This is a genomic window from Noviherbaspirillum sp. UKPF54, from assembly GCF_007874125.1.
In the GTDB taxonomy this organism is placed as follows: Bacteria; Pseudomonadota; Gammaproteobacteria; order Burkholderiales; family Burkholderiaceae_D; genus Noviherbaspirillum.
Genome location: NZ_CP040128.1, coordinates 1,950,167 through 1,972,511 on the forward strand (window position 1 = coordinate 1,950,167; position 22,345 = coordinate 1,972,511).

Genomic DNA, 22,345 nt, shown 5'->3' on the forward strand with positions numbered 1-22,345 from the left:
GCAGACCGGGAAAAGAAACGCTGCCGGGGATAAAATCGACGTTTATCCCGGCACCCGGGACTCCCGCGCGGGATCGAGTTCCTGCACCAGGAAATCGATGAAGGTGCGGACCTTGGCCGACAGATGCTGGCGGCTCGGATATACCGCGTGGATGGCGCTTTCCGGCAGGCGGTAGTCGGCCAGCACGGGCACGAGCGCGCCGTTCCGGATGTCATCGCCGACGATGAACGTCGGCTGCATGACGATACCCATGCCGGCCAGCGCCGCTTCGCGCAACAGGTCGCCATTGTTGACGCGCATCGTTCCGGCTATGCGCACCGACTCGGTCACGCCGTCGCGCGTGAACTGCCATTCGTCGCGCAGCGCCCAGTAGCTGTAGTTCAGGCAGGCGTGCCGCTCCAGGTCGCGCGGCGTTTGCGGCGAGCCATGCCGGGCGAGATAGGCGGGAGATGCGCACACCGCCAGCCGCATCGGTGCGATCTTGCGCGCCACCAGGCTGGAATCCTGGATATTGCCGATGCGTATAGCCAGGTCGTAGCCCTCCTCCACCAGGTCCACCACGCGGTCGGACAGCGCCACGTCGAGCTGCACCCTGGGGTAGCGCTGCGCATACCGGGGCAGCACCCGCCCCAGGCGATTGACCGCGAACGACACCGGCGCGCTGATGCGCAAGGTTCCGCCCGGATCGGCCACGCTGCTGCTGGCCGCGCTGGCGGCGTCTTCCACCGCGGCCAGCACTTGCCGGCAGCGTTCGAGGTAGGCGGCGCCGGTTTCGGTCAGGCTCAGGCGCCGGGTGCTGCGATTGAACAGGCGCGCGCTGAGGTAGGATTCGAGGTCGCACACATGGCGCGTGACCGACGGATTGGAGATATCGAGCGCGCGCGCCGCGCCCGACAGGCTGCCGGTTTCCGCAACCTTGATGAATACTTTCATGGCCTGAAACAGATCCATATTCCCTCGCTATTTTTCCGGAATCCGGAAAAATGATTTTCCTGAAACATCGTTTCTCTCCGACGCGCCAGCTCTTATGATCTGTGCGCATCGACGCAGCTGTCGTTCCTCTCCCGGCGGCGCTGCGCTCGGCACCCTCACGCAATCACCGGATTTTTCACGAAAGGTTCATATGGGCACTCCGCACATCGCTTCCAAATCGCCGTACGCCATCGACGTCGAAAGCGGCAAGGATTATTACTGGTGCAGCTGCGGCCAGAGCAAGGCGCAGCCGTTCTGCGACGGCAGCCATCAGGGCACCGACTTCGCGCCGCAAAAGTTCACCGCCGAAGAAAACGCCACGCTCTACTTCTGCGGCTGCAAGCAGAGCGCCAACGGCGCCTTCTGCGACGGCGCGCACCAGAAGCTCTGATCCCTTGCGGCCGATACGCTTTCACCGCATCGGCCTTATCGGATGCTTGCCCGATGCCCCGCCTGCCGGGGCATCGCCGCCACAATCAGGCCGCGGCCTTGAGACGGATCGTCCAGTCGGCCAGCGCCTGCACCAGCCCTTGAATCTGCCCGGCCGTCGCTTCGTCGGTCAGCCTGCCGTCCTGGTCGAACTTGGCGTTCGCCCCTGAAATCATCACCTCCGGCTTGTTCAGCACGAGCGCATTCAGATACACGCATACCTGGCGCAGGTGATATTGCGCGCGCGATGTGCCCAGGCCACCCGCCGTCGCTCCCATGATCGCCAGCGGCTTGCCGTCGAAAGGCTGGCTCGGCGCGCGCGACGCCCAGTCGAGCGCATTCTTGAGCGGGCCGGGAATCGAATAGTTGTATTCGGGCGTTGCGATCAGCACCGCATCGGCCGCGGCAATCCGCGCGCGCAGCGCCTGCACCGCCGCCGGATAGCCTTGTTCGTGCACGTCGCCGTTATACATCGGGATGTCCGACAGGTCGGCGATCTCGAACGTGGTGCCCGGCGGGGTCAGCGCCTGGGCAGCGCGCAAGGCTGCCGAATTGAACGACTTCCTTCTCAGGCTGCCGGAAATGCCGAGGATGTAAATAGGCTTGGTCATGCTTGTTCTCCCTGTTTTGATGGATTGATCGGATCGGATGAATGAGGGCTGGCGGCGTGGCTTGCCTGCAGGCGCATGCTCGCCGCCAGCATCAGCAGGCAAGCCAGGCTGCAGGAACTGGCAAACGCCAGGAACGATGCCAGCCGCAACGCGCTGCCGCCAGCCAGCGGCGCAATCACCGCAGCCACGAGCGCGAACAGCAGCACCTGCACGAAGGACTGCAGCGAGGCCGCCAGTCCGCGCATGGCCGGAAATACATTCAGCGTCAGCACCATCGTGCTGGGCGACGCCAGCGACATGCCCAAGGTGTACAGGAACAGGGGCGCCACCGCCCACGGCACCCGCGCCGCGTACAGCAGGTTGTATGCGAGATTGATCAGGGCCGCAGCAGCCATCAGCAGGTAGCCGAGCCGGATCAGCCGCACCGGGCGCCAGCGGTGCGCCAGCCTGCCGGCGATGAATGCGCCGGCCACCATGCCCGTCACCAGCGGCACGAACAGCCAGCCGAAAGCCGTGACCGGCAAATGCAGCACTTCGAGCACGAAGCGCGGCGCGGACGCGATGTACACGAAGAAGCCGATCGACGCGAAACCGAGCGCCAGCGCCAGCAGCAGGAAATGCGGATGCCGGATCGCGGACCAGTAGCCGCGCAGGATCCGGCGCGGACGGAACGCATGGCGCTCGCACGCCGGCAGGCTCTCCGGCAGCGAGCGCCAGCAGATGACGCACATCAGGAGCCCGAACACCGCGAGGAATACGAACACCGAGCGCCAGCCGAACCACAGCTGCAGCCAGCCGCCCAGCACCGGGGCGGCGGCGGGCGCCACCGCGAACGCCACCGTCACGTCCGACATCATCTTTTGCGCGTGAGCGTCGGCCAGGCGGTCGCGGATCATCGCCCGCCCGACCACCGTGCCGGCGCCGGCCGACAAGCCCTGCAGCGCGCGAAACACGATCAGCCAGCCCAGATCGGGCGCCAGCGCGGCGCCGGCGGAAGCCAGGATGAAGACCGCGAGCGACGCGATGATGACGGGACGCCGGCCGAAGGAATCGGACAAGGTGCCGTGAAACAGCATCATGCCGGCAAAGCACAGCAGGTAAGCGCTCAGGCTTTGCTGGACCAAGACCGGCGCGATGCCGAATTCGCGCGCGATGGCGGCAAACGACGGCAGGTAGGTATCGATGCAGAACGGACCGAGCATTGCCAGGCCGGCCAGCATCAGCGTGAGCGAGCGAAGCGGCTTCATTCGATTTTCGAGCCCGGCGGGTCCTTTCTGGTAAGCCGTTCGATGAACGCTTTGACGGATGGGACAGCACTGTAAGCGCATCGCGCCAGGAGAAAAAGTAGCTGACAGGAAGCACACTGTTTCCTCTTTGTTGACAACGGAGTTGCTGGGGGTGGCGGATTCGGATCAACCGAAGCGATTGTCAACAATAATGAAACGGTGTCGTTCCGTATCAGCCGTTTATCTGCTTCGGGCAGACAAATAGAATTTTGTTGTCACAACACGGGTAACCCGCCGCGATCGCATCGATGCAGCCAGCGTTAGCCACGTTTGATGCAGGGTCCCCAACGCCCCTGCACTTCGTTCACCAACCGACCGACTTTTTCAAGGATTCACAATCATGTCGCTTACCATTGTCCGCCGCTCCCTGACTTCCGCCCTGCTGGCCGCCGGCCTTGCCGCTACCGCCTTCGCATCCGCCGCCTCCGCTCCCGCCGGCAACTACAAGATCGACCCGGTGCATTCGGTCGCCTATTTCGAAATCGGTCATGCCGGCGGCATCAGCCGATTCATGGGCCGCTTCAACGACATGAACGGCGATCTCGTGGTCGACACGCCGGAGAAAAGCAAGATCAAGGTCGAGATCAAGACCGACAGCGTCGACACGAGGAGCGAAGCGCTCGACAAGCACCTGAAGAGCCCGGACTTCTTCAATGCGGTGCAGTTCCCGACCATGAACTTCGCCTCCACCGCCGTCACGCTCAACGCTGCCGGCGAAGGTACGGTGGCCGGCAACCTGACGCTGCACGGCGTGACCAAGCCGGTCACCTTGAAGCTGCGCCGGATCGGCTCCGGGCTCGGCATGAAGGGCGAAACCCGTGCCGGCTATGTCGCCACTGGCACCATCAAGCGCAGCGAATTCGGCATGAACTACGGTGTGCCGAAGGCCGCCACCGATGAGGTCGAACTGCACATCAATATCGAAGCCGTCAAGCAGTAAGGCACCGCGGCCGGCGTGGCGCTGCGCAGCCGGCCTCTTCCCCGATCATCGCCCCCAAGGAGCCGGCCATGCCCGACCTGTCGTTTGTCCTTCCGCTGTTCCTGCAAAGCGCGCTGCTGCCGCTGGTGGCGGCATTGGCGGTGCTGGCCGCCCTGCGCAATGTACGCAATCTGCGCGCTTCCGGCGCCGCCGCCGCGCTCGCGCTGGCCGCAGGCTTTCTGGCGTCATACTTTGCCGTCTTTCACGAACAGTGGTCGCCGGCGCCGCACCAGGCGCTGGACTGGATGCCCTGGATCGTCGTGTTCGGGGCCGCCGGAGCGCTTGGCGCGCAACTTGCCGGGCAGGCGACGGTGCGCATCGCGCTGCGCGTCGCACTCTCGCTTGCCGCCGCCTTCGTGGTGGCCTGGCCGGCTGCAGCCGGCATGGGGATGGTGAAGATACTTGCCGCGATCGCCGCCGGCGGTCTGCTGATGGCGGCCGCATGGAACTACCTGTCGCGTGCCAGCACCAGCCGGCCCACGCCTGTTTTGCTGCTGATGGTCGTGGCGGGGGGCGCGGCGCTGACGCTGATGTTCGATTCCAGTCAGGCGATCGGCCAGTTGAGCGGCGCGCTGGCGTCGGCGCTGGCCGCCGTCGCGGTGTGCAACATGCCGCGCATGCGCGTGCCGTTCGGCGGAGCGGCAGCCGGCGTCGCCGTGCTCGCGCTCGGTTCGCTGCTGCTCAATGCCTATATTTATTCCGGCCTGCCGCTCGGTTATGTGGCATTGCTGGCTGGCGCCCTGCTGGCCGATCCGCTGGTCGCGGCGTTCGACCGAGCGCGCCAGCGCAACGCGAGCTTCGCCTCGCATGCCGGCGCCGCCGTGTTGAGCGCGCTTCCGGTGCTGGTCACGATTGCGCTGGCGGTGAAGACCGCGCAGGAATCCGGAGGATATTGAAACTCGCGCGGACGGCGCACGCTCACCATTCCTTCTTTTGCGCGAATTCGGCCGCCAGAAAATCGACGAAGCTGCGCACTTTCGCGGACAGATGCTTGCGGCTGGGGTAGACGGCGTAGATGCCGATCTCCGGCAAGCGGTACTCGCGCAGCACCTCCACCAGGCGCCCGCTGCGCAACTCCTCGGCCAGCAGGAACAAGGGCTGGCGCATTACGCCCAGCCCGCCCAGTGCGGCCAGCTTTACCATGTCGCCGTTGGTGGCGCGCATGCTGCCGCTCACTCTGACCGCATGCTCGCCGTCCGGGCCGGTCAGCTTCCATTCATCGCCGCTGGCGGCATAGCTGTAGATCAGGCAGTTGTGGCCGACGAGGTCTTCCGGCGTCTTCGGCGTGCCGTGCTGTGCGAAATATTCGGGCGCGCCGCAGATGACGATGCGGTCGGACGCCAGCTTCCTTGCTATCAGTCCCGACTCCGGCAGCGAGCCGATGCGTACCGCAAGGTCGAGTCCCTCCTCGATCAGGTCGACCCGCCGGTCGTTGAGCAGGATATCGATCTTCACCTCCGGATAGCGCTTCATGTAGGCGGTGACCGCCGGCCCCATGTGCAGGATGCCGAACGACACGGGCATGGTCACGCGCAAGGTGCCGCGCGGCGCCTCGGTGTGATGCACCGCCCCCTCTTCCGCCTCGGCGATGTCGGCCAGGATCTGCACGCAGCGCTCGTAATAGGTGGCGCCGGATTCGGTCAGCGTCAGCTTGCGCGTGGTTCGCTGCAGCAGGCGCGTGCCGAGATGCTCTTCCAGGTGCGCGACATATTTCGAGGTCATCGCACGCGACATGTCGAGGCGGTCCGCGGCCGACGCGAAGCTGCCGGTGTCGACCACCGCGGCAAAAACCTTCATGCTGGTCAAAGTGTCCACGTCAAGCCTTGTTTGCAGGAAAGCTTCCAGTGTAGTGGCCGGCACCGCCGCGATCAACCGCGCCCTAGTCTGCCTGGCAGCGCAGTTAACAAAAAAACAGCCGCTGACGCGCAGCGGCTGTGCAAGGGCGGCGAGCCAGACTACTTACCGTTTTCTCCGAGCGTGTACTGGAAGAACACGCCCACCACGTTCACGTTGTAGTCCTGCGGTCCCGCGGTGAGGAAGGCGGCGTTGTTGTACACGTTCTGCAAGCCGTCGTAGTGCCAGTCCGAGAAGCGCGCCTGCTCGTAACGATGGTAGAAGCGCCACGCCATGTTCTTCGCCACCCGGTAGGTCAGGCTGTTTTCCCACACGTTCTGTCGATAGATACTGTCCGGCATGCCGGAAGCCGCGGTCGTCGCCAGCGCCGGATTGGCGAGCGCGGCCGCACTGGCATATCCGTAACCGATGGCGACGCGCGACAGCGTCATCGTCAGGCTGGTTTCGAACATCGCCTTGCCGAATCCGTGGCGGCCGCCGACGCCAAACGAATGGCTGACGTCCTGGAATGCCTCGCTCCACGCATTGGCCAGCGGGTAGTTGGCGCCGCCGGCGCTGGCGTCGCTGTTGCCCAGCGCGTAAGGACCGGATACCGCGTCATTGATGTTGGCCTGCTTCTGGCGCGCGCGCTGGAAGCTGTAATGGGCATAGGCGCCGGTGCTGGGGCTGAAGTTCCAGCTCCAGTCCGCGTTCCAGCTGGTGATGCGGTCCATGCTGCGGCCATATGGCGCGTCGTTGTCGTTGTCCACCAGCTTGGCCGACAGCATCAGGTCCATGTCCTGGCGCAGGATCAGGTTCAGCCGGCCGTTGACCACGTGCTGCTTGCGGTCGGCCAGGTCGAACTTGCGCAGGTCGGCCAAGGTATGCGGCGGCAGCGTCATCAGGTTGCCCGAGTTCGAGCCTTGCGTGCCAGTCAATGCCACGGCCGGGCTCAGGATGAACTGCTCGTACGGATCCGGATTGTAGTCGCTGCCCTTGCGGCTGCCGTATTCATAGGACAGGCGCAGCGTCGCCCAGCTGATGTCGCGGTTGTTGAGCGCGACCCGGAAGCGGTCTTCCCAGGTCTTGTCGCGTTCGCGGTGGGCGCGCGCGTACTCCTCGCGTTCGTAGCCGAAGGTCATGGTGGTGCGCTTCGCCAGGCGGTAGTCGGTGTCGAAGTTGTAATTGTCCTTGCGGTAGTCGAACGGAATGCTGCGATAGCGGATCGGGAACACGCTGCGCACCACGTCGATGCTGCCCGACGGCGTGGTAATGGTGCCGGTCTGGTCGCTGTACAGGCCGCTGTAGCCCTTGGCATTGACCCACAGGCCGCCGTCCAGCGCCACGTAGCCGTACTGGCCGGTCAGCGGATTGTAGGCGAGATAATTGGTCTTGTTGTCTTCCGCATAGCGCCGCAGCTTCAGGCGCAGCGTGAGGTCATCGGTCGGCTGGATCGATCCGCCGACCTGGCCGAGCCAGGTATCGATGCGCGCGTTGGCGCTCTTCTGGCTCAGCGCATCGGTCGTGTTCCACAAGTCGGCGTTCAAGACCGGGCTGGACGACGCCACGCCCTGGCTGGTGAACGGCGTCGGGTTCGCCAATGGCGCACCGGTCGAGGAAATCGGCGTGGACACCAGGTTGCCGGAATTGGCGACCGGCGCGACCAGGTCGTCGTTCTGCGTCATGCGGCCGATCGAGAACGTGCCGTTGACCTGCCCTCGCATCGGCAGCCCGCTTTGGGCAAGGTCGAGCTTCAGGTTGTGGAAATCGTTATCGGGAGCGAGGTCGGTGCGCCCATACTTCAGAATGCCGGGGCCGGCCGCCGACGAGAACGGGTTTTGCCAGGTCAATGTGTTGATGCCGTTGCGGAAGAACGAACCGGTGTAGGTCAGGTTCGCCTGCCGTTCGTCCTTCACCCAGCGCCAGCTCGCCAGCACGTCGTGCGTGCGGTAGTCGATCGGTTCGATGGTTTCGATGTCCGACCCGCCCGGCAAGTTGGTGGCGCCGCCGCCTGCCGGCGTGACCGAGGTGACGAAGCCCATCGTACCGCCGAACGGGCGCGTTCCCTCGCGCCGCTCCTGGCTGTAGCGTACCAGCACCGTGCTATGGTCGCCGACGCGCGATTCGACTTCCAGTCCGGCCTTCTTTCGGTCCAGCCCGAGCTCGACGCCGTGCAGCGCGCGCCGCAGGTTGAGCGCATCGGTCTGCTTGGCCGCCGCCGTGTTTGCCGCACCGGCGCCGCCCGGTGCTAGGCCGAAGCCTTGCGGCAGCGTCAGGTTGCCGCTGCCGGCGCCGTCGAAGAAGGTGCGCGCATTGCCGCCGAAAGGCTGCGCAATTTCATTGAAGTAGGCCCGGACCTTGTAATCGTTGTAGCGGCCGTAGGTGGCGCGCAGGTACTGGTCGTCGCGCGTGAGGCCGCCGCCGTAGACATCCAGGTAACGCGCCTGCGCCTCGTTTTCCAGGCCGACGCTGAAGCTGTTGAGCAGCAGCCCGTTGCTCCAGTCGCGGCGCTCGTTGAACTTGGCCGACTTCACCGGATCGTCCTTGTTGAGCGCGCCGATTTCGGCGGCAAAGCGTGCCATCCAGCCGTCGACGGCCGGCACATATTCCGGCGCGGTGTACGGCCAGCTGTACAGCAGCCCGGTGGGGCTGCGCTCCAGGTCGGGAATCATCAGCGACTTGCCGCGCTCGTCGCGCGGCAACGACGAGACAGTGCCGCGCGGCGATAGCGTGTTGGCGAACACCGTGTCCGGGCCGAGCGCCGAGTCGGCATAGGCGCAGGAACCGAGAAACAGCTGGGAGATGGCCAGCGCGAGCATGCGCGGCGCGAGTTGCGAGTTTTTCATATTCATATCCTCGTAGCGGGCTAAAGCCGATCAGCGATGCATGCGCACACCGGACGGATGGTTCGAACCGTGGATCTGCGCGTGGCAGTTCTGGCAGTTGCGGTTGAGCGCGCGGGCGTCCGGGATGCTTCCGGCGGCGGTATTGCCTTGCGTGAGCAGGTCGTTCGGGTGCTGGACATGGGTATGGCACTGCTGGCACAGGAAGGGCCGCGGCACGTTGAGCAGCTTTTCATTGTTCGAACCGTGCGCGTTGTGGCAGTTGATGCAGTTCTCGCGCACTGGCGCGTGCTCCCACAGGAACGGGCCGCGCTTCTCGGCGTGGCAGGTGTAGCACAGCTGGTTCAGGCTGTCGGCCTTGAGCAGCGGGCGCGTCTGGCTGCCGTGCGGGTTGTGGCAGTCGACGCAGGACATCTTGCCCTCGTTGACCGGCATGTGGGACCGCTTGTTGAATTCGCCGCGCTGCTGCTGGTGGCAGGTGTAGCAAGTCTCCGCGATGCTGTTCTTCGCCAGCAGGCCGGTGGACGATGCCTTCGACATCGGATTGTGGCAGTCGGTGCAGGCCATCTGGCTGGTCTGGTGGATGGAGCCGCTCCAGCCGATGCGCTGGCCGCCCTTGTGGCATTGCAGGCACTGGCCGTTCTGCTTTTCGATCGGCGTGCCGCCGTTGCGCGTGAAGGCGATCAGCGCGGTCTTGTCGGTCGCGTTTTCCAAGTGCTTCGAGCCCGGCCCGTGGCAAGCCTCGCAGCCCTTCTTTTCCAGCTCGTTCTTCGGATTGAGGTGGAACACCTTGGCGTGCGTGGTGTGCGCCCAGTGTTCCTTCTCCAGCGTGTGGCAGGTCACGCAGCGCTGCTCGCCGACATAGGTGGCCGGCTCGTTCTTTGCGGCTGCGGCCGGCGCGGGCGTTTTACCGGCGTCTGCCTGCGCCACCTGCAGCGGCGCCTGCCTGGCCGCGCCGTTCGCGGCGAGTGCCGATCCGATCGCCAAGGTAGCGCTCAGCAGCGCGCCGAACAAAATCCTGAAAGTCTTTTTTTTACATCTGAACATGGCCTTTTCTCCATTAGGAAAGTGCGGCCATGCTACGCGCGCCAACAGTCAAAATTGCCAGTGTGAAACTTTCAGAAAATGCAATCGAACATTGCATTCGGTGCATGCAAGGCGGCTTATTGCGCCGAATTGATCCAGATCAGAAACGCCAGGGACTGCACGTATCGCGCGCCCCGAAAGCAGGAATTTTTGGCTGCCTCGCGCCCGCATTTCCCATAACCGGGCAAGCGAAAACCCCGTCATCCCATTATCAATGTCCAGGAAATAGTGTCATTCCCGCTCGCCGCTTTATCCGCGCCGCAGTCGTGAAGATAATGCGCGTGTCCTTCATGCGCGACGCAGCAGGACGCGTTATCGGCGCGCATTGAAGACGCCATGCAGAATAAAGAGATCGGTTTTCAAGATGGACAGATTGGCGGCAATGCAGGTGTTCCGCGCGGTAGTCGACAGCGGCTCCTTTGCGAAGGCAGCCGAACAGCTCCGGATTTCGGCAGCCACCACCTCGCGCAACATCGCCGACTTGGAACGCCATCTCGGCGTAACCCTGCTGCGCCGTTCCAGCCGCGCGCTCCTCGTCTCCGAAGCCGGGCAGACCTACTACGAGCATTGTTGCGACATCCTCGACAAGATCGCGCACGTGGAAGAACTCGCCGGCCAGTCGAAGGCTGCCATGCAGGGCCGGCTTCGCATCAGCATTCCGGCCTCCTTCGGGCTGCGCCATGTGGCGCCGCTGCTGCCGAGTTTCATGCAGCGTTATCCCGAGGTGAAGATCGACATCTGCTGCTCGGACCGCTTCGTCGATTTCGTCGAAAACGATTTCGATATCGCGATCCGCGTCGCCTCCGGCATCAACAGCAACCTGATCGCGAAGAAGCTTATGCCGGTGCGCTGCGTGGTGAGCGCATCACCCGCGTATGTGGCGCGGCGCGGGGTGCCACGAACACCCGAGGATTTGCGCGGACATGATTGCCTGAGCTACGCGCATGCCGCCTACGGCGACACCTGGAAGTTCGTCCGGTTCGGCGCCGAGCACACGGTATCGGTCAGAAGCGTGTTCCGTTCGGACAGCGGCGATGTCATTCGCCAGGCATGCCTGGGCGGGTGCGGCATCGCCATCCAACCCACCTTCCTGATCGCCGACGACTTGCGCAGCGGAGCGCTGCTGGAGTTGCTCGAAGAATATCGTTTCGCCGAATACAACGTCTACGCGGTGTATCCGGCGGAAGGCAGGAATTCGGCGCGCATCAGGGCGTTTGTCGATTTCCTGCGCGAGGCGTTAGAGGCGGCGTAGCCTCCCAAAGGTTCAGAACTTTCCCTTGTACTCGGCATCCGCCTCGACCAGCCAGATCCAGCCATCCTTCTGCGGCGGGGGACTGATCAAGCCCTCAAGCACCCATTTGCGCAAGGTGCTGTAGCGCGGCGCGTATTCGCCGAAAACCTGCTCGGCCCAGGCTTGCAGCGTGAGGCGGGCAGGCGCCGCACAGGCTTGCGGCTGCCGCGTCAATTGAAGTTCCAGTGTGACTTTCATTTTTCCCTATACCGAAGCTTGCCCCGCTCGAATCCCGCGAAGGACGGCGGGCTCGACGGCGGGTACGGCAACCGGTTCCGCTTGCCAATGCACGTACCCAGTCTATGCCTGGCTCGCTTGCCGATAAAGCACTGCCTGAGAACATCACTGTTTCCTGTCTATTGACACACCGGCCAGGGTTTATGCGCCGGCGACACAATCGTTAGCAAACGAACATGTTTTACATGAAAAAACCGTCAACATTCGTAAAAAAATTCATGCCACATGTCAACCCAATTGCCTCTACGACGCTACTATACGCAGATTAATCGAACTTCCCCCCTCCATGATTTCCGCATTCGCCGACGACGCGCCGACCGCCCTATCTCCATCCGCCGAATTACCGGCCCGCGAGCCCGCCTGCGACCAGCCCATCCTGCTCGGCCCGATACGTCCCGACCTGATCCGCGACGAAGTGCTTGCCGACCTGCTGGAAGCGACCGCGGCCCGGGTTCCGGAGCAGGCCGCGCTGATGTACGAAAACCAGACGCTCACCTACCGCGAACTGAACGAACGCGCCGATACCGTCGCGTCGAAACTGCTCGCCGCCGGCGTGCGCCCGGGGCAGATCATCGGCCTCTGGTTGCCGCGCGGGATCGACTTGCTGGTCATGCAGGCGGGGATTGCCAAGACCGGCGCCGCCTGGCTGCCGTTCGACGCGGATACGCCGGTTGACCGTATTGCAATCTGTCTGGAAGATGCAACATCGCCGGGCATCGTCAGCTGCGCAGAATTCGCCCCGCGCCTGGCCGAGCTCGGCAGCCCCGTGTGGACCGCCGAACAACTTCTCGAACCGGCGCAGGGACCGCTGCAGCGGCGTGCCGGCGCGCTGCCCTCGCATCCGGCTTATGTGATTTACACATCCGGCTCGACCGGCAAGCCCAAGGGCATCGAGATCAGCCAGGGCGCGATCTGCCATTTCCTGCGCAGCGAAAACAGCGTGCTCGGCATCCGCGCAGACGACCGTGTCTACCAGGGCTTTTCGGTCGCTTTCGACATGTCCTTCGAGGAGATCTGGATCAGCTACCTGATCGGCGCCACGCTCTGGATCGCGCCCAAGGAGCTGGCGACCGATCCGGAAGCGCTGCCGGTCGCCCTGGCGAACAATCACGTGACGGTCCTGCACGCGGTGCCAACGCTGCTGGCGCTGTTCGAGCAGGATGTGCCAAGCCTGCGCCTGATCAACCTGGGCGGCGAGATGTGCCCGGAAGCGCTGGTGGCGCGCTGGGCGCGCTCCGGCCGCCAGGTGTTCAACAGCTACGGCCCGACCGAGGCGACGGTGTCGGCCAGCATGGCGGAGCTGCGCGCCGGCGAGCCGGTGACCATCGGCTGCCCGCTTCCGAATTACGGCTTGCTGGTGATCGATCCGGCGACCGAGAACGGCATGCAGCTGCAGAATCGCGGCGACACCGGGGAGCTGTGCATCACCGGCCCGGGCGTGGCGCTCGGTTATCTCGGCCGCCCCGAACTGACCGCCGAAAAATTCCTGCCCAATCCGTGGGCCGGCGACAGCCGCCACCATGCGCGGCTGTACCGCACCGGCGACCTGGCGCGCATCGACGCCGACGGGCGCGTGCAATGCCTGGGGCGCACTGACGACCAGGTCAAGATCCGCGGCTTTCGCGTCGAACTCGGCGAAATCGAAGCGGTGCTGGCGCGCCAGCCCGGCGTCGGCACGGCCGCGGTCGTGTTGCGCAAGGAAGACGGCATCGAACAGCTGATCGCCTTCATCGTGGCCGAAGGCGGCGCCAAGTTGTCCGCCGCGGACCTGCGCGGCGCGCTGGCCGAATGCCTGCCGCCCTACATGGTGCCCGGGCACTTCGAGATGCTCGACGAAATGCCGCGCCTGATCTCCGGCAAGATCGACCGCAAGGTGCTCAAGGCGCGCCCGCTCGCCGCAGTCACTGCTGCCGATGGCTCGGACATGCCGCAAACGCCGGCCGAGGAAGCGCTGTTTGCCGCCGTGGCGAGCCTGTTTCCCGGCCAGCCGATTACGCGCGCAGCCGACTTCTTCTCGGACCTGGGCGGCCATTCGCTGTTCGCGGCGCGGCTGGCATCGGCGCTGCGCGCGCACCCCGGCTTCACCCATGTCACGGTGCGCGACATCTACCAGAACCGCAGCATCGGCCGCATCGCCGAGGCCATCGCGCAAGCGCCTGAAGCGCCTACCGCCGACAAGGCAGCCGATGCTGCCCCGGCCGCCCGCCCCTCCGCGCTGAAGCGCTGGATTTGCGGCGCGGCGCAGGCGGCAGCGGTGCCGGTGCTGGTCACCATCCGCATGGGCCAGTGGCTGGCACCGTTCTTCACCTACCATTTCTTTACCGGCGACCCGGGCGATTCCATCCCGCGCGCCATCGCCGCCTCGGTCGGAGTGTTCCTGCTGGCGACGCTGCTGGAATTCGCCATCGCCATCGCCGGCAAGTGGCTCATCGCCGGCCGCCTTAAGCCGGGACGCTATCCGCTGTGGGGCCTGACCTACTACCGCTGGTGGCTGGCCGACCGGCTGGTCGAGTCGGCGCCGACCTATCTGTTGGGCGGCTCGTCGCTGTACACGTGGTGGCTGCGCGCGCTGGGCGCGAAGATCGGGCACGAGGTGCTGATCGGCTCGATCACGCTGCGCGCGCCCGACCTGCTCTCCATCGGCAGCGGCGCCAGCATCGGCAACGCGGTCAACTTCGAGAATGCGCGCGTGCAGGACGGCGAACTGCGCCTGGGCACGATCGCATTGGGCGATGATGCCTATGTCGGTTCGTACGCCGTCCTCGAAGGCAATACCGCAATCGAAAATTTCGGACACCTGGAAGGCCAGTCGGCGCTCGGTGAAGGCACCCGCGTGCCGGCGAAACGCGTCTGGACCGGCTCGCCGGCGCGCGATAGCGGCCCGTTCGACCCGGCTTCGCTGCGTGCGCGCCCGCAGGTTTCGGGCTTGCGCCTGGCCGGTGAAGCGATGTTCTTCCTGCTGGGCGCGCTGGCGATCGCCGCGCTGTTCTTCCTGCCGGTCTTCCCGAGCTTCATGCTGATCGACTGGTTCTCCGATCCGGATCACCTGGCCTGGATGCAGACCAGCTCGCCGTGGCTGTTGATGGTGAAGTATTTCGTGCTCGCGCTGCCGGCATCGGCGCTGCTGATCGTGTGCACCGCGCTGATCTCGGCCGGCATCCGCTGGACCGTGCTGCCGCGCATGAAAGCCGGCTCCTGGCCGGTGCATAGCGCCGTCTACTGCGGGAAATGGCTGGTCAACCAGATCCAGGAATCGAGCCTGAACATCCTGCACGGCGTGTACGCGACCATCTATGCGCCGTTCTGGTACCGCCTGCTGGGCGCCAAGGTCGGCCGCAATGCCGAGATTTCGTCGGCGCTGGGCGTGGTGCCCGACATGCTCACGCTAGGCGACGAAACCTTCATCGCCGACGCGGTGATGCTGGGCGACGAGCAGATCGACGGCGGCTGGATGTCGGTGCAGCCCACCGTCATCTCGCGCCGCAGCTTCGTCGGCAACGGCGCCTACGTCCCGGATGGCACCGTGCTGCCGGAAAACGCCCTGATCGGCGTGCATACCCGCACGCCGCGCAACGACCAGATGCGCGAAGGCGACACCTGGCTCGGATCGCCGCCGATCAACCTGCCGGCGCGCGAACAACTGAGCGGCTTCCCGGAATCGCTCACCTTCCGCCCGTCGCTGCTGCGACGCGTCTGCCGCGGCGTCATCGAAACCTTCCGCATCGTCGCGCCGCATGCGATCGTGACCGCGGTAGGCTATACCGTGGTGCTGGACGTAATGTCGGTCGCCGGTGCCGGCCGCTGGTTCGACGTGATTTCGAAACTGGCCATCGCAGGCCTGCTGTTCGGCATCGGCACGCTGCTGTTCGTCGCCGCGCTCAAGTGGCTGCTGCTGGGCCGCTACAAGGCCGCCACCAAGCCGATGTGGACGCCGTTCGTTTGGCTGTCGGAAGCGGTGACCAACATGTACGAAGGCATCACCGTGCCCAACTTCATGCGCTACCTGCGCGGCACGCCGATGCTGCCGCTGGCATTCAACCTGTTCGGCTGCCGTATCGGCCGCGGGGTGTACATGGACACCACCGACATTACCGAATTCGACTGCGTGAAGATCGGCGACTACAGCGAGATCAATGCGCTGGCTTGCCCGCAGACGCACCTGTTCGAGGACCGGGTCATGAAGATCGATCAGGTCACGATCGGCAAGGGCGTCTACCTGGGTCCGCGCAGCGCCGTGCTGTTCAGCGCCAACGTGGCCGACGGCGCGAAGGTCGGCGCGCTGACGCTGGTGATGAAGGGCGAGTTCATTCCGGCCAATTCGAGCTGGCGCGGCTGCCCGGCGGCGCCAGCTCGTGGCTGAGCGGCTGAGCGGCGGCACGCAACAAGGCGCGGATCGCCCGGCGCTGGAAACATGGCGGTGGAACGGTCCCGGCTCATTGCGAGCCGGGGCGCCAAGCGCCGATGGCGGCCCCATGGGCCCGATAGTACTAAGTATCGCCACCCCCGACACTCCCATCCGCGACGCCGCGCGCCAGCTGGCGCGCGATGCGCTGCGCGAAGCGCTGGGTATCCTGCTCGACCGCGCACCGCGCGACATCCCCCTGATTTCCCGCCCCGGCGAACCGCTCCGGCTTGACCTGCCGGACTGCCGCGTCGGCCTGTCTCTCAGCCACGAGCCTGGCCTCACGCTGGCAGCGATCAATATGCACGGCCCGGTCGGCATCGACCTGATGCGTATCGAAAGGAAAATAGACTGGTTATCCGACTGGGAACCGGTTGCGCATGATTACCTCGGGCCGCAAGCCGCGGCGCGCATCGGCGATCTTCCGCGCGCGCAACGGGCAGAAGCGTTCGCACGCGCCTGGACACGGCTCGAAGCGCGCCTGAAGTGCCGCGCCATGCCGCTTCAGGAGTGGAGCCCGGCACTGGAACAGCAGCTGGCATGTTGCAGGACTTGCGACATCGCCTTGCCGGAGGGCCTGGTCGGAACGCTTGCTGTTTGCGCTTGAAGGGAGCACGGAGGGACGCTTACCTTCCCGCCCTCCGCATCCGGGCTTACTCGAACGGCGGCAGCGCCGGCTTCTCGACGGATTTGCCCGCTGCAGCCCAGGCGTCGAATCCGCCCGCGATCGACTTTACATGCGAGTAGCCCATGTCCTGCAGCGCGCAGGCCGCCAGCGCTGCCCGGCCGCTGGTCTTGCAATACAAAACGATATTCAGGTCGCGCGAACTCATTTCCGGCATGCTGCTCATCCTGAATTCGAGCATGCCGCGCGAAATGTGCAGCGCGCCGGGAATGTGGCCGGCGGCGAACTCTTCCGCCTCGCGCACATCCAGCAAGACGTCGGCGTCGCGGATCGCCTGCTCGGCTTCGTCCGGCGAAATTTCCCGGATACGCGCCTTGGCGGCAGTCACCAGGTCGTGTGCATTTTTCATGTTCACTCTTTCAATCGTTAAAATTCCGCACTTCGCCGGATCAGCGTCTCCGGCCTACTCCGCGCCCGAAAACTGCTCGAACGCCGCGACCGCGTTCGCCGAATACATCAGCGACGGGCCGCCGCCCATGTACACCGCCATTCCCAGCGCTTCCTCGAGCTCGGCCTTGGTCGCGCCGAGCTTGACCAGCGCCTGCACGTGAAAGCCGATGCAGGCATCGCAGTGCGCCGCCACGCCCAGCGCCAGCGCGATCAGCTCCTTGGTCTTCTTGTCGAGCGCACCGTCGCGCGTCGCAGCCCGCGCCAGTTCGCTGAAACCTTTCATCACATCGGGAATGTCGCTGCGCAGCGTGGCAAGGTTTTTCGATACGGACTGTGTCAGTTCGCGATAATCGGGCGGGAACGAGCTCATTGTTTTCCTCTCTGAAGTCGGCGTTGCATCGGCCCGTGCTTTGCATTGGCGCCCACGGACAAGGCGCTGACAACTTTCGCATCACCGGGCCGCGCCATGCGCAGCGGCCCTTGCCGCCGGGCGCGCACGGCATGCATCAAGACTGCTCCTTCGCGCGCCCCGCGTTCTGCACGAACGCCTCGCGCTCGCGCGCCGACTGCTCGAACTGGCGCGCGATGCTGCCACATACCAGATCGCAAAGCTGGTAGACCGATTCGTCGGCGATCCGGTAATACACGCTGGTGCCACGGTTCTCGCGCGCCACCAGGCCGTGCTTGCTCAGGACCGCCAGATGGCGCGAGATGTTGGCGGAGGTGTAGTCGCACAGCTGCGCCAGCTCCCCCACGTTGCGCTCGCCCTCGCGCAGCAGGCTCAGGATGCGCAGACGCGTGGGCTCCGACAAGGCTTGAAAATACGCCGCGACCTGCCCCAGCGCTTCGATTGGTAGTCCTTCCATAGTTGCACTCACCTTACATGTCAGGACGTCATTTTGCACTATCGCACTCCTGCCGTGTGTAAATGTACGTAATTACGTTCTTGCGTATTTAATTCATTAGTTACATAATAAACGAGAAGGCCGCAAAATGCACGTCCTTTTGGCGGTCTCGAAGCTTGAACGGGAGAAGGTGTATGAAAAGAAAATTTCTAATTGGCGCGCAGGTCGTCCTTGTTCTCATGCAAGGAAGCCTCGCGCTGGCAGCGCCAGCGGGACTGGCGACCGCCATGGTCCAAAGCACGGGAGCGGCCGACAGCGCCGGCTTCGACGGCGTGGTCGAAGCGGTACGGCAAACCGTGATCGCCGCCCAGGTGTCCGGCGCGGTGGTCGCGCTGCCGGTAAAGGCAGGCGACGTCGTCAAGCAAGGCCAGGTGTTGGCCCGCATCGACGCGCGCGCCGCCGCGCAAAACAGCGCCGCCAGCGAAGCGCAGGTGGTGGCCGCGCGCTCTGCGCTGGATGTCGCTACCCGCGACGTCGAACGCCAGCGCCAGCTATTCAAGAAACAGTACATCAGCGAAGCCGCGCTGGAACGGGCCGAAGCCCAGTACCGCGCGACCTCGGCGCAACTGAAAGCCCAGATCGCGCAGGCCAGCGCGGCAAACATCCAGTCGAATTTCTACGTCGTCAAGGCGCCCTACGACGGCGTCGTCGCCGACGTGCCGGTCACGCTGGGCGACATGGCGATGCCCGGTCGGCCGCTCTTGACGATGTACGATCCGGCCGCGCTGCGCGTCACCGCCTCGGTGCCGCAGACCGCGCTGGCCCGCATGGCTGCCGGCCAGCCGGTGAAGATCGAGCTGCCGGGTCTGCCCGGCGAGCGCCAGTGGCTCACGCGCCCGCAAGTGCAGGTACTGCCGACCATCGACGCCGGCACCCATTCGGCGCAGGTACGCGTGGCGCTGCCGGGCGACGTGAAGGATGTCACCCCGGGCATGTTCGCGCGGGTCTGGCTGCCGGTTGAAGGTGAAAACAAGGCTCGCCTCTATGTGCCCACGTCCGCCGTGGTGCGGCGCGCCGAGATGACGGGCGTATATGTGATCGACGCCCACGGCCGTCCGGTATTGCGCCAGGTGCGCCTTGGCCGCGCGCAGGATAACACGGTCGAAGTGCTGGCAGGCGTGGCTGCCGGAGAGCGCGTGGCCACCGATCCGCAAGCCGCAGCGAAGGGCCGGCAATGAACGGGCGATTGGGAATTTCCGGCCGCATCGCAGCCTTCTTCCAGGGCGCACGCATCACGCCGCTCCTGGCGCTGGCAGCGCTGTTGCTAGGCGCGTTCGCGGTGCTGGTCACGCCGCGCGAGGAAGAACCGCAGATTAATGTAACCATGGCCAACGTGCTGATTCCCTTCCCCGGCGCATCGGTCGGGGACGTGGAACAGATGGTGGCGACACCTGCAGAACAGGTGCTGTCGCAGATCGCCGGCGTGGAACACGTGATGTCGGTGTCGCGCCCCGGCATCGCAGTGATGACGGTGCAGTTCAAGGTTGGCGTGCCGCGCACCGAGGCGCTGGTGCGCCTGTACGACACCGTCAACGCCAATGCCGACTGGCTGCCGAAGGGCCTGGGCGTGCTTGATCCGCTGATCAAGCCGAAAGGCATCGACGACGTGCCCATCGTCACGCTCACGCTCTACAGCAGGAACCCGCAAACCGGCGCCTATGACCTGGAGCGCATCGCGCACAGCATCGAAGCCGACCTCAAGCGCGTGCCTGGCACGCGCGAGGTCACGACGATCGGCGGGCCCGGCCGCGCCGTGCTGGTCGAACTCGACCCGGCGCGCATGACCGGCTCCGGCGTGACCGTGCAGGACCTGCGTGTAGCCTTGCAATCGGCCAATCTCGGTCTGCCGGTGGGAGAACTGCTCGTCGGCAATCGCGCGGTCGCCGTCGAATCCGGCCCCTTCCTGAAGGATGCGCGCGAAATCGGCGAGCTGGTGGTCGCGGTTCGCGACGGCAAGCCGGTATTCCTGCAGGATGTGGCGACGGTACGCGACGGCCCGCTGCCCGCCGCCCGTTATGTCTGGTACGGCAGCGCCGGCAAGGACACCGGCGAATATCCGGCGGTGACAATCGCCGTCACCAAGAAGCCGGGGGAGAACGCGATCGACGTCGCCAATGCATTGATGCATCGCGTCGAAGCGCTGAAGAATACGGTGATCCCGCCCGAGGTGCAGGTGGCCGAGACGCGCAACTACGGCGCGACCGCCAACGACAAGGCACAGAAGCTGATCCAGAAGCTGCTGTTCGCCACGGCGTCCGTGGTGGCGCTGGTGTTCCTCGCGCTGGGCCGGCGCGAAGCCGCAATCGTCGGCACCGCCGTGATCCTGACGCTGACCGTCACCTTGTTCGCTTCCTGGGCCTGGGGCTTCACGCTGAACCGGGTGTCGCTGTTCGCGCTGATCTTCTCGATCGGCATCCTGGTTGACGATGCGATCGTGGTGGTGGAAAACATCCACCGTCACCAGCAACTGTCGCCCGGCAAGTCGCTGGCCGAAATCATCCCGCACGCGGTCGACGAAGTCGGCGGTCCGACCATCCTCGCCACCCTGACCGTGATCGCCGCGCTGTTGCCGATGGCCTTCGTGTCCGGACTGATGGGCCCGTACATGAGCCCGATCCCGATCAACGCCAGCATGGGCATGCTGCTGTCGCTGGCGATCGCATTCGCGATCACCCCGTGGCTGGCGCGCCTGTGGATGAAGGCCGTGCATGGTGAAGGACATGGCAACGCACACAGCGGCCTGTCGGCCAAGCTGGCGCCTGTCTTCACGCGCATCTTCCGCCCCTTCCTGGATGACGCGCGCGGCAAGCGCAACCGCCGCCTGCTGGGCCTGGGCGTGGCCGGCCTGATCGCGCTGTCGATGCTGCTGCCGGCGACCGGTCTGGTGCTGCTGAAGATGCTCCCGTTCGACAACAAGTCGGAGTTCCAGGTCGTGGTCGACATGCCGGCCGGCACTCCGGTCGAGCAGACGGCGGCCGTGCTGCACGAACTCGGCGGCTATCTCGCCACGGTGCCGGAAGTCACCGACTACCAGGCGTACGCAGGCACCGCGGCACCGATCAACTTCAACGGCCTGGTGCGCCAGTATTACCTGCGCAGCGGCGGCGAGGTCGGCGACATCCAGGTCAACCTGGTCGACAAGCATCACCGCTCCGAGCAGAGCCATGCGATCGCCACCCGCGTGCGCCCGGAACTTCAGAAGATCGCCAAGCGCTTCGGCGCCAACGTGAAGGTGGTCGAAGTGCCGCCGGGCCCGCCGGTGCTGGCGCCCATCGTCGCCGAAATCTACGGCCCCGAGGCCGAGGGCCGGCGCCAGGTGGCCAAGGCGGTGCGCGCCGCGTTCGACAAGACGGCCGGCGTGGTCGATGTCGACGACAGCAGCATCACTGCCGCGCCCAAGACCATGCTGCTGGTGGACCGCCGCAAGGCCGCACTGCTGGGAGTGCCGCAGCAGGCGATCGTCACCACGCTGCGCGCGGGGCTTGCGGGCGAAGCGGCCAGCTACCTGCATGACGACAGCAAGTACCCGGCTGCCGCCATGCTGCAGCTGCCGGCCGAGCGCCAGGGCGACCTCGACACGCTGCTGCAGCTGGCGGTGCGTTCGGCTGCCGGCAAACTGGTGCCGATCCGCGAGCTGGTCCGCGTCAGCAACAGCGAGCGCGAACAGCCGGTCTATCACAAGGACCTGCTGCCGGTGAATTTCGTGGTGGCCGACATGGCGGGGAAAATCGACAGTCCGCTGTACGGCCTGTTCTCGATGCGCAAGGATATCGCGTCCGTGCAAACACCGGGGGGCGGCGGGCTGACCGAGTACTTCATCCGCCAGCCGGAGGACCCGTACCGCGGCTATGCGATCAAGTGGGACGGCGAATGGCAGATCACCTATGAGACGTTCCGCGACATGGGCGCCGCCTACGCGGTCGGCCTGGTGCTGATCTACCTGCTGGTGGTCGCGCAATTCGGTTCCTACCTGACGCCGCTGATCATCATGGCGCCGATCCCGCTGACCATCATCGGCGTCATGCCCGGCCATGCGCTGCTCGGCGCGCAATACACCGCGACCAGCATGATCGGCATGATCGCGCTGGCCGGCATCATCGTGCGCAATTCGATCCTGCTGGTGGACTTCATCAACCTGCAGGTGCGCGCCGGCGTGCCGTTCAAGGAAGCGGTGGTCAATTCGGCCATCACGCGCGCCCAGCCGATCATGCTGACCGGCCTGGCCGCCATGCTGGGCGCGTTCTTCATCCTGGACGACCCGATCTTCAACGGGCTGGCGATCTCGCTGATCTTCGGCATCCTGGTGTCCACCATGCTCACGCTGGTGGTGATTCCGCTGCTGTACTACACCGCCTATCGCAACCGTCTCGCTTTTATCACGCAACAAGGAGTATGA

Annotated in this window: 19 protein-coding genes; 9 read left to right on the forward strand and 10 right to left on the reverse strand. The window is 65.1% G+C overall.

All coding sequences use genetic code 11. The features are described 5' to 3' along the window. Positions 1-42 precede the first annotated feature (42 nt). On the reverse strand, positions 43-951 hold the full coding sequence (locus FAY22_RS08975; protein ID WP_146329891.1) for a LysR family transcriptional regulator: 909 nt from the start codon (positions 949-951) through the stop codon (positions 43-45). Between the two features lie 172 nt (positions 952-1,123). On the opposite strand from FAY22_RS08975, the gene FAY22_RS08980 reads away from it, so the two are divergent. Then, a complete protein-coding gene (locus FAY22_RS08980; protein WP_146329892.1) occupies positions 1,124-1,363 on the forward strand; it encodes a CDGSH iron-sulfur domain-containing protein in 240 nt (79 codons plus the stop codon). Positions 1,364-1,448: 85 nt separating this feature from the next. Here FAY22_RS08980 and FAY22_RS08985 read toward each other — a convergent pair whose 3' ends face one another. Together FAY22_RS08985 and FAY22_RS08990 are read right to left on the reverse strand one after the other, a co-directional pair. Beyond that, a complete protein-coding gene (locus tag FAY22_RS08985) occupies positions 1,449-2,012 on the reverse strand; it encodes an NADPH-dependent FMN reductase (RefSeq protein ID WP_146329893.1) in 564 nt (187 codons plus the stop codon). Next, a complete protein-coding gene (locus FAY22_RS08990; RefSeq protein WP_246860715.1) occupies positions 2,009-3,259 on the reverse strand; it encodes a multidrug effflux MFS transporter in 1,251 nt (416 codons plus the stop codon). The genes FAY22_RS08985 and FAY22_RS08990 overlap by 4 nt, the downstream gene beginning before the upstream one ends. Before the next feature lie 379 nt (positions 3,260-3,638). On the opposite strand from FAY22_RS08990, the gene FAY22_RS08995 reads away from it, so the two are divergent. Together FAY22_RS08995 and FAY22_RS09000 are read left to right on the forward strand one after the other, a co-directional pair. After that, entirely contained in the window at positions 3,639-4,238 is a 600-nt protein-coding gene (locus tag FAY22_RS08995; RefSeq protein WP_146329894.1) for a YceI family protein, read from the forward strand. A gap of 68 nt (positions 4,239-4,306) precedes the next feature. Further along, positions 4,307-5,173 carry a hypothetical protein gene (locus tag FAY22_RS09000; protein WP_146329895.1) on the forward strand — a complete coding sequence of 289 codons (867 nt, stop codon included), beginning with the start codon at positions 4,307-4,309 and terminating at the stop codon, positions 5,171-5,173. Between the two features lie 22 nt (positions 5,174-5,195). Here FAY22_RS09000 and FAY22_RS09005 read toward each other — a convergent pair whose 3' ends face one another. The 3 genes from FAY22_RS09005 to FAY22_RS09015 all read right to left on the reverse strand — a co-directional run bounded on the left by FAY22_RS09005 (position 5,196) and on the right by FAY22_RS09015 (position 10,000). Beyond that, a complete protein-coding gene (locus FAY22_RS09005) occupies positions 5,196-6,074 on the reverse strand; it encodes a LysR family transcriptional regulator (RefSeq protein WP_146329896.1) in 879 nt (292 codons plus the stop codon). A 158-nt stretch (positions 6,075-6,232) separates the two neighbouring features. After that, positions 6,233-8,956, reverse strand: coding sequence for an MtrB/PioB family outer membrane beta-barrel protein (locus FAY22_RS09010; protein ID WP_168204809.1), 2,724 nt, complete (start codon positions 8,954-8,956; stop codon positions 6,233-6,235). 30 nt (positions 8,957-8,986) lie between these two features. Beyond that, positions 8,987-10,000, reverse strand: a complete 1,014-nt coding sequence (locus tag FAY22_RS09015) for a DmsE family decaheme c-type cytochrome (protein WP_146329898.1) — start codon at positions 9,998-10,000, stop codon at positions 8,987-8,989. Between the two features lie 29 nt (positions 10,001-10,029). Here FAY22_RS09015 and FAY22_RS09020 point away from each other — a divergent pair, with 29 nt between their 5' ends. Then, on the forward strand, positions 10,030-10,368 hold the full coding sequence (locus tag FAY22_RS09020) for a hypothetical protein (protein ID WP_146329899.1): 339 nt from the start codon (positions 10,030-10,032) through the stop codon (positions 10,366-10,368). A 35-nt stretch (positions 10,369-10,403) separates the two neighbouring features. Next, positions 10,404-11,291, forward strand: a complete 888-nt coding sequence (locus FAY22_RS09025) for a LysR family transcriptional regulator (protein WP_146329900.1) — start codon at positions 10,404-10,406, stop codon at positions 11,289-11,291. A 12-nt stretch (positions 11,292-11,303) separates the two neighbouring features. On the opposite strand, the gene FAY22_RS09030 is transcribed toward FAY22_RS09025, so the two are convergent. Then, a complete protein-coding gene (locus tag FAY22_RS09030; RefSeq protein ID WP_146329901.1) occupies positions 11,304-11,528 on the reverse strand; it encodes an excisionase in 225 nt (74 codons plus the stop codon). Positions 11,529-11,853: 325 nt separating this feature from the next. Between FAY22_RS09030 and FAY22_RS09035 the strand changes: the two genes are divergently transcribed. Beyond that, entirely contained in the window at positions 11,854-15,927 is a 4,074-nt protein-coding gene (locus FAY22_RS09035; RefSeq protein ID WP_146329902.1) for a Pls/PosA family non-ribosomal peptide synthetase, read from the forward strand. 112 nt (positions 15,928-16,039) lie between these two features. Further along, on the forward strand, positions 16,040-16,576 hold the full coding sequence (locus FAY22_RS09040; protein WP_146329903.1) for a 4'-phosphopantetheinyl transferase superfamily protein: 537 nt from the start codon (positions 16,040-16,042) through the stop codon (positions 16,574-16,576). A 46-nt stretch (positions 16,577-16,622) separates the two neighbouring features. Here FAY22_RS09040 and FAY22_RS09045 read toward each other — a convergent pair whose 3' ends face one another. The 3 genes from FAY22_RS09045 to FAY22_RS09055 form a co-directional block, all read right to left on the reverse strand. Beyond that, complete coding sequence (locus tag FAY22_RS09045) at positions 16,623-17,003, reverse strand: rhodanese-like domain-containing protein (protein WP_146329904.1); 381 nt, start codon at positions 17,001-17,003, stop codon at positions 16,623-16,625. Positions 17,004-17,057: 54 nt separating this feature from the next. Then, positions 17,058-17,414 (reverse strand): carboxymuconolactone decarboxylase family protein, encoded by a 357-nt coding sequence (locus FAY22_RS09050; RefSeq protein ID WP_146329905.1) that lies wholly within the window; start codon positions 17,412-17,414, stop codon positions 17,058-17,060. A gap of 136 nt (positions 17,415-17,550) precedes the next feature. Next, entirely contained in the window at positions 17,551-17,910 is a 360-nt protein-coding gene (locus FAY22_RS09055) for a metalloregulator ArsR/SmtB family transcription factor (protein WP_146329906.1), read from the reverse strand. Between the two features lie 173 nt (positions 17,911-18,083). Here FAY22_RS09055 and FAY22_RS09060 point away from each other — a divergent pair, with 173 nt between their 5' ends. Both FAY22_RS09060 and FAY22_RS09065 read left to right on the forward strand, forming a co-directional pair. Then, entirely contained in the window at positions 18,084-19,127 is a 1,044-nt protein-coding gene (locus FAY22_RS09060; RefSeq protein WP_146329907.1) for an efflux RND transporter periplasmic adaptor subunit, read from the forward strand. Then, the gene (locus FAY22_RS09065) at positions 19,124-22,345 is read left to right on the forward strand and encodes an efflux RND transporter permease subunit (RefSeq protein ID WP_146329908.1); all 3,222 of its coding nucleotides are present in this window, start codon (positions 19,124-19,126) and stop codon (positions 22,343-22,345) included. Before FAY22_RS09060 ends, FAY22_RS09065 begins: the two co-directional genes overlap by 4 nt.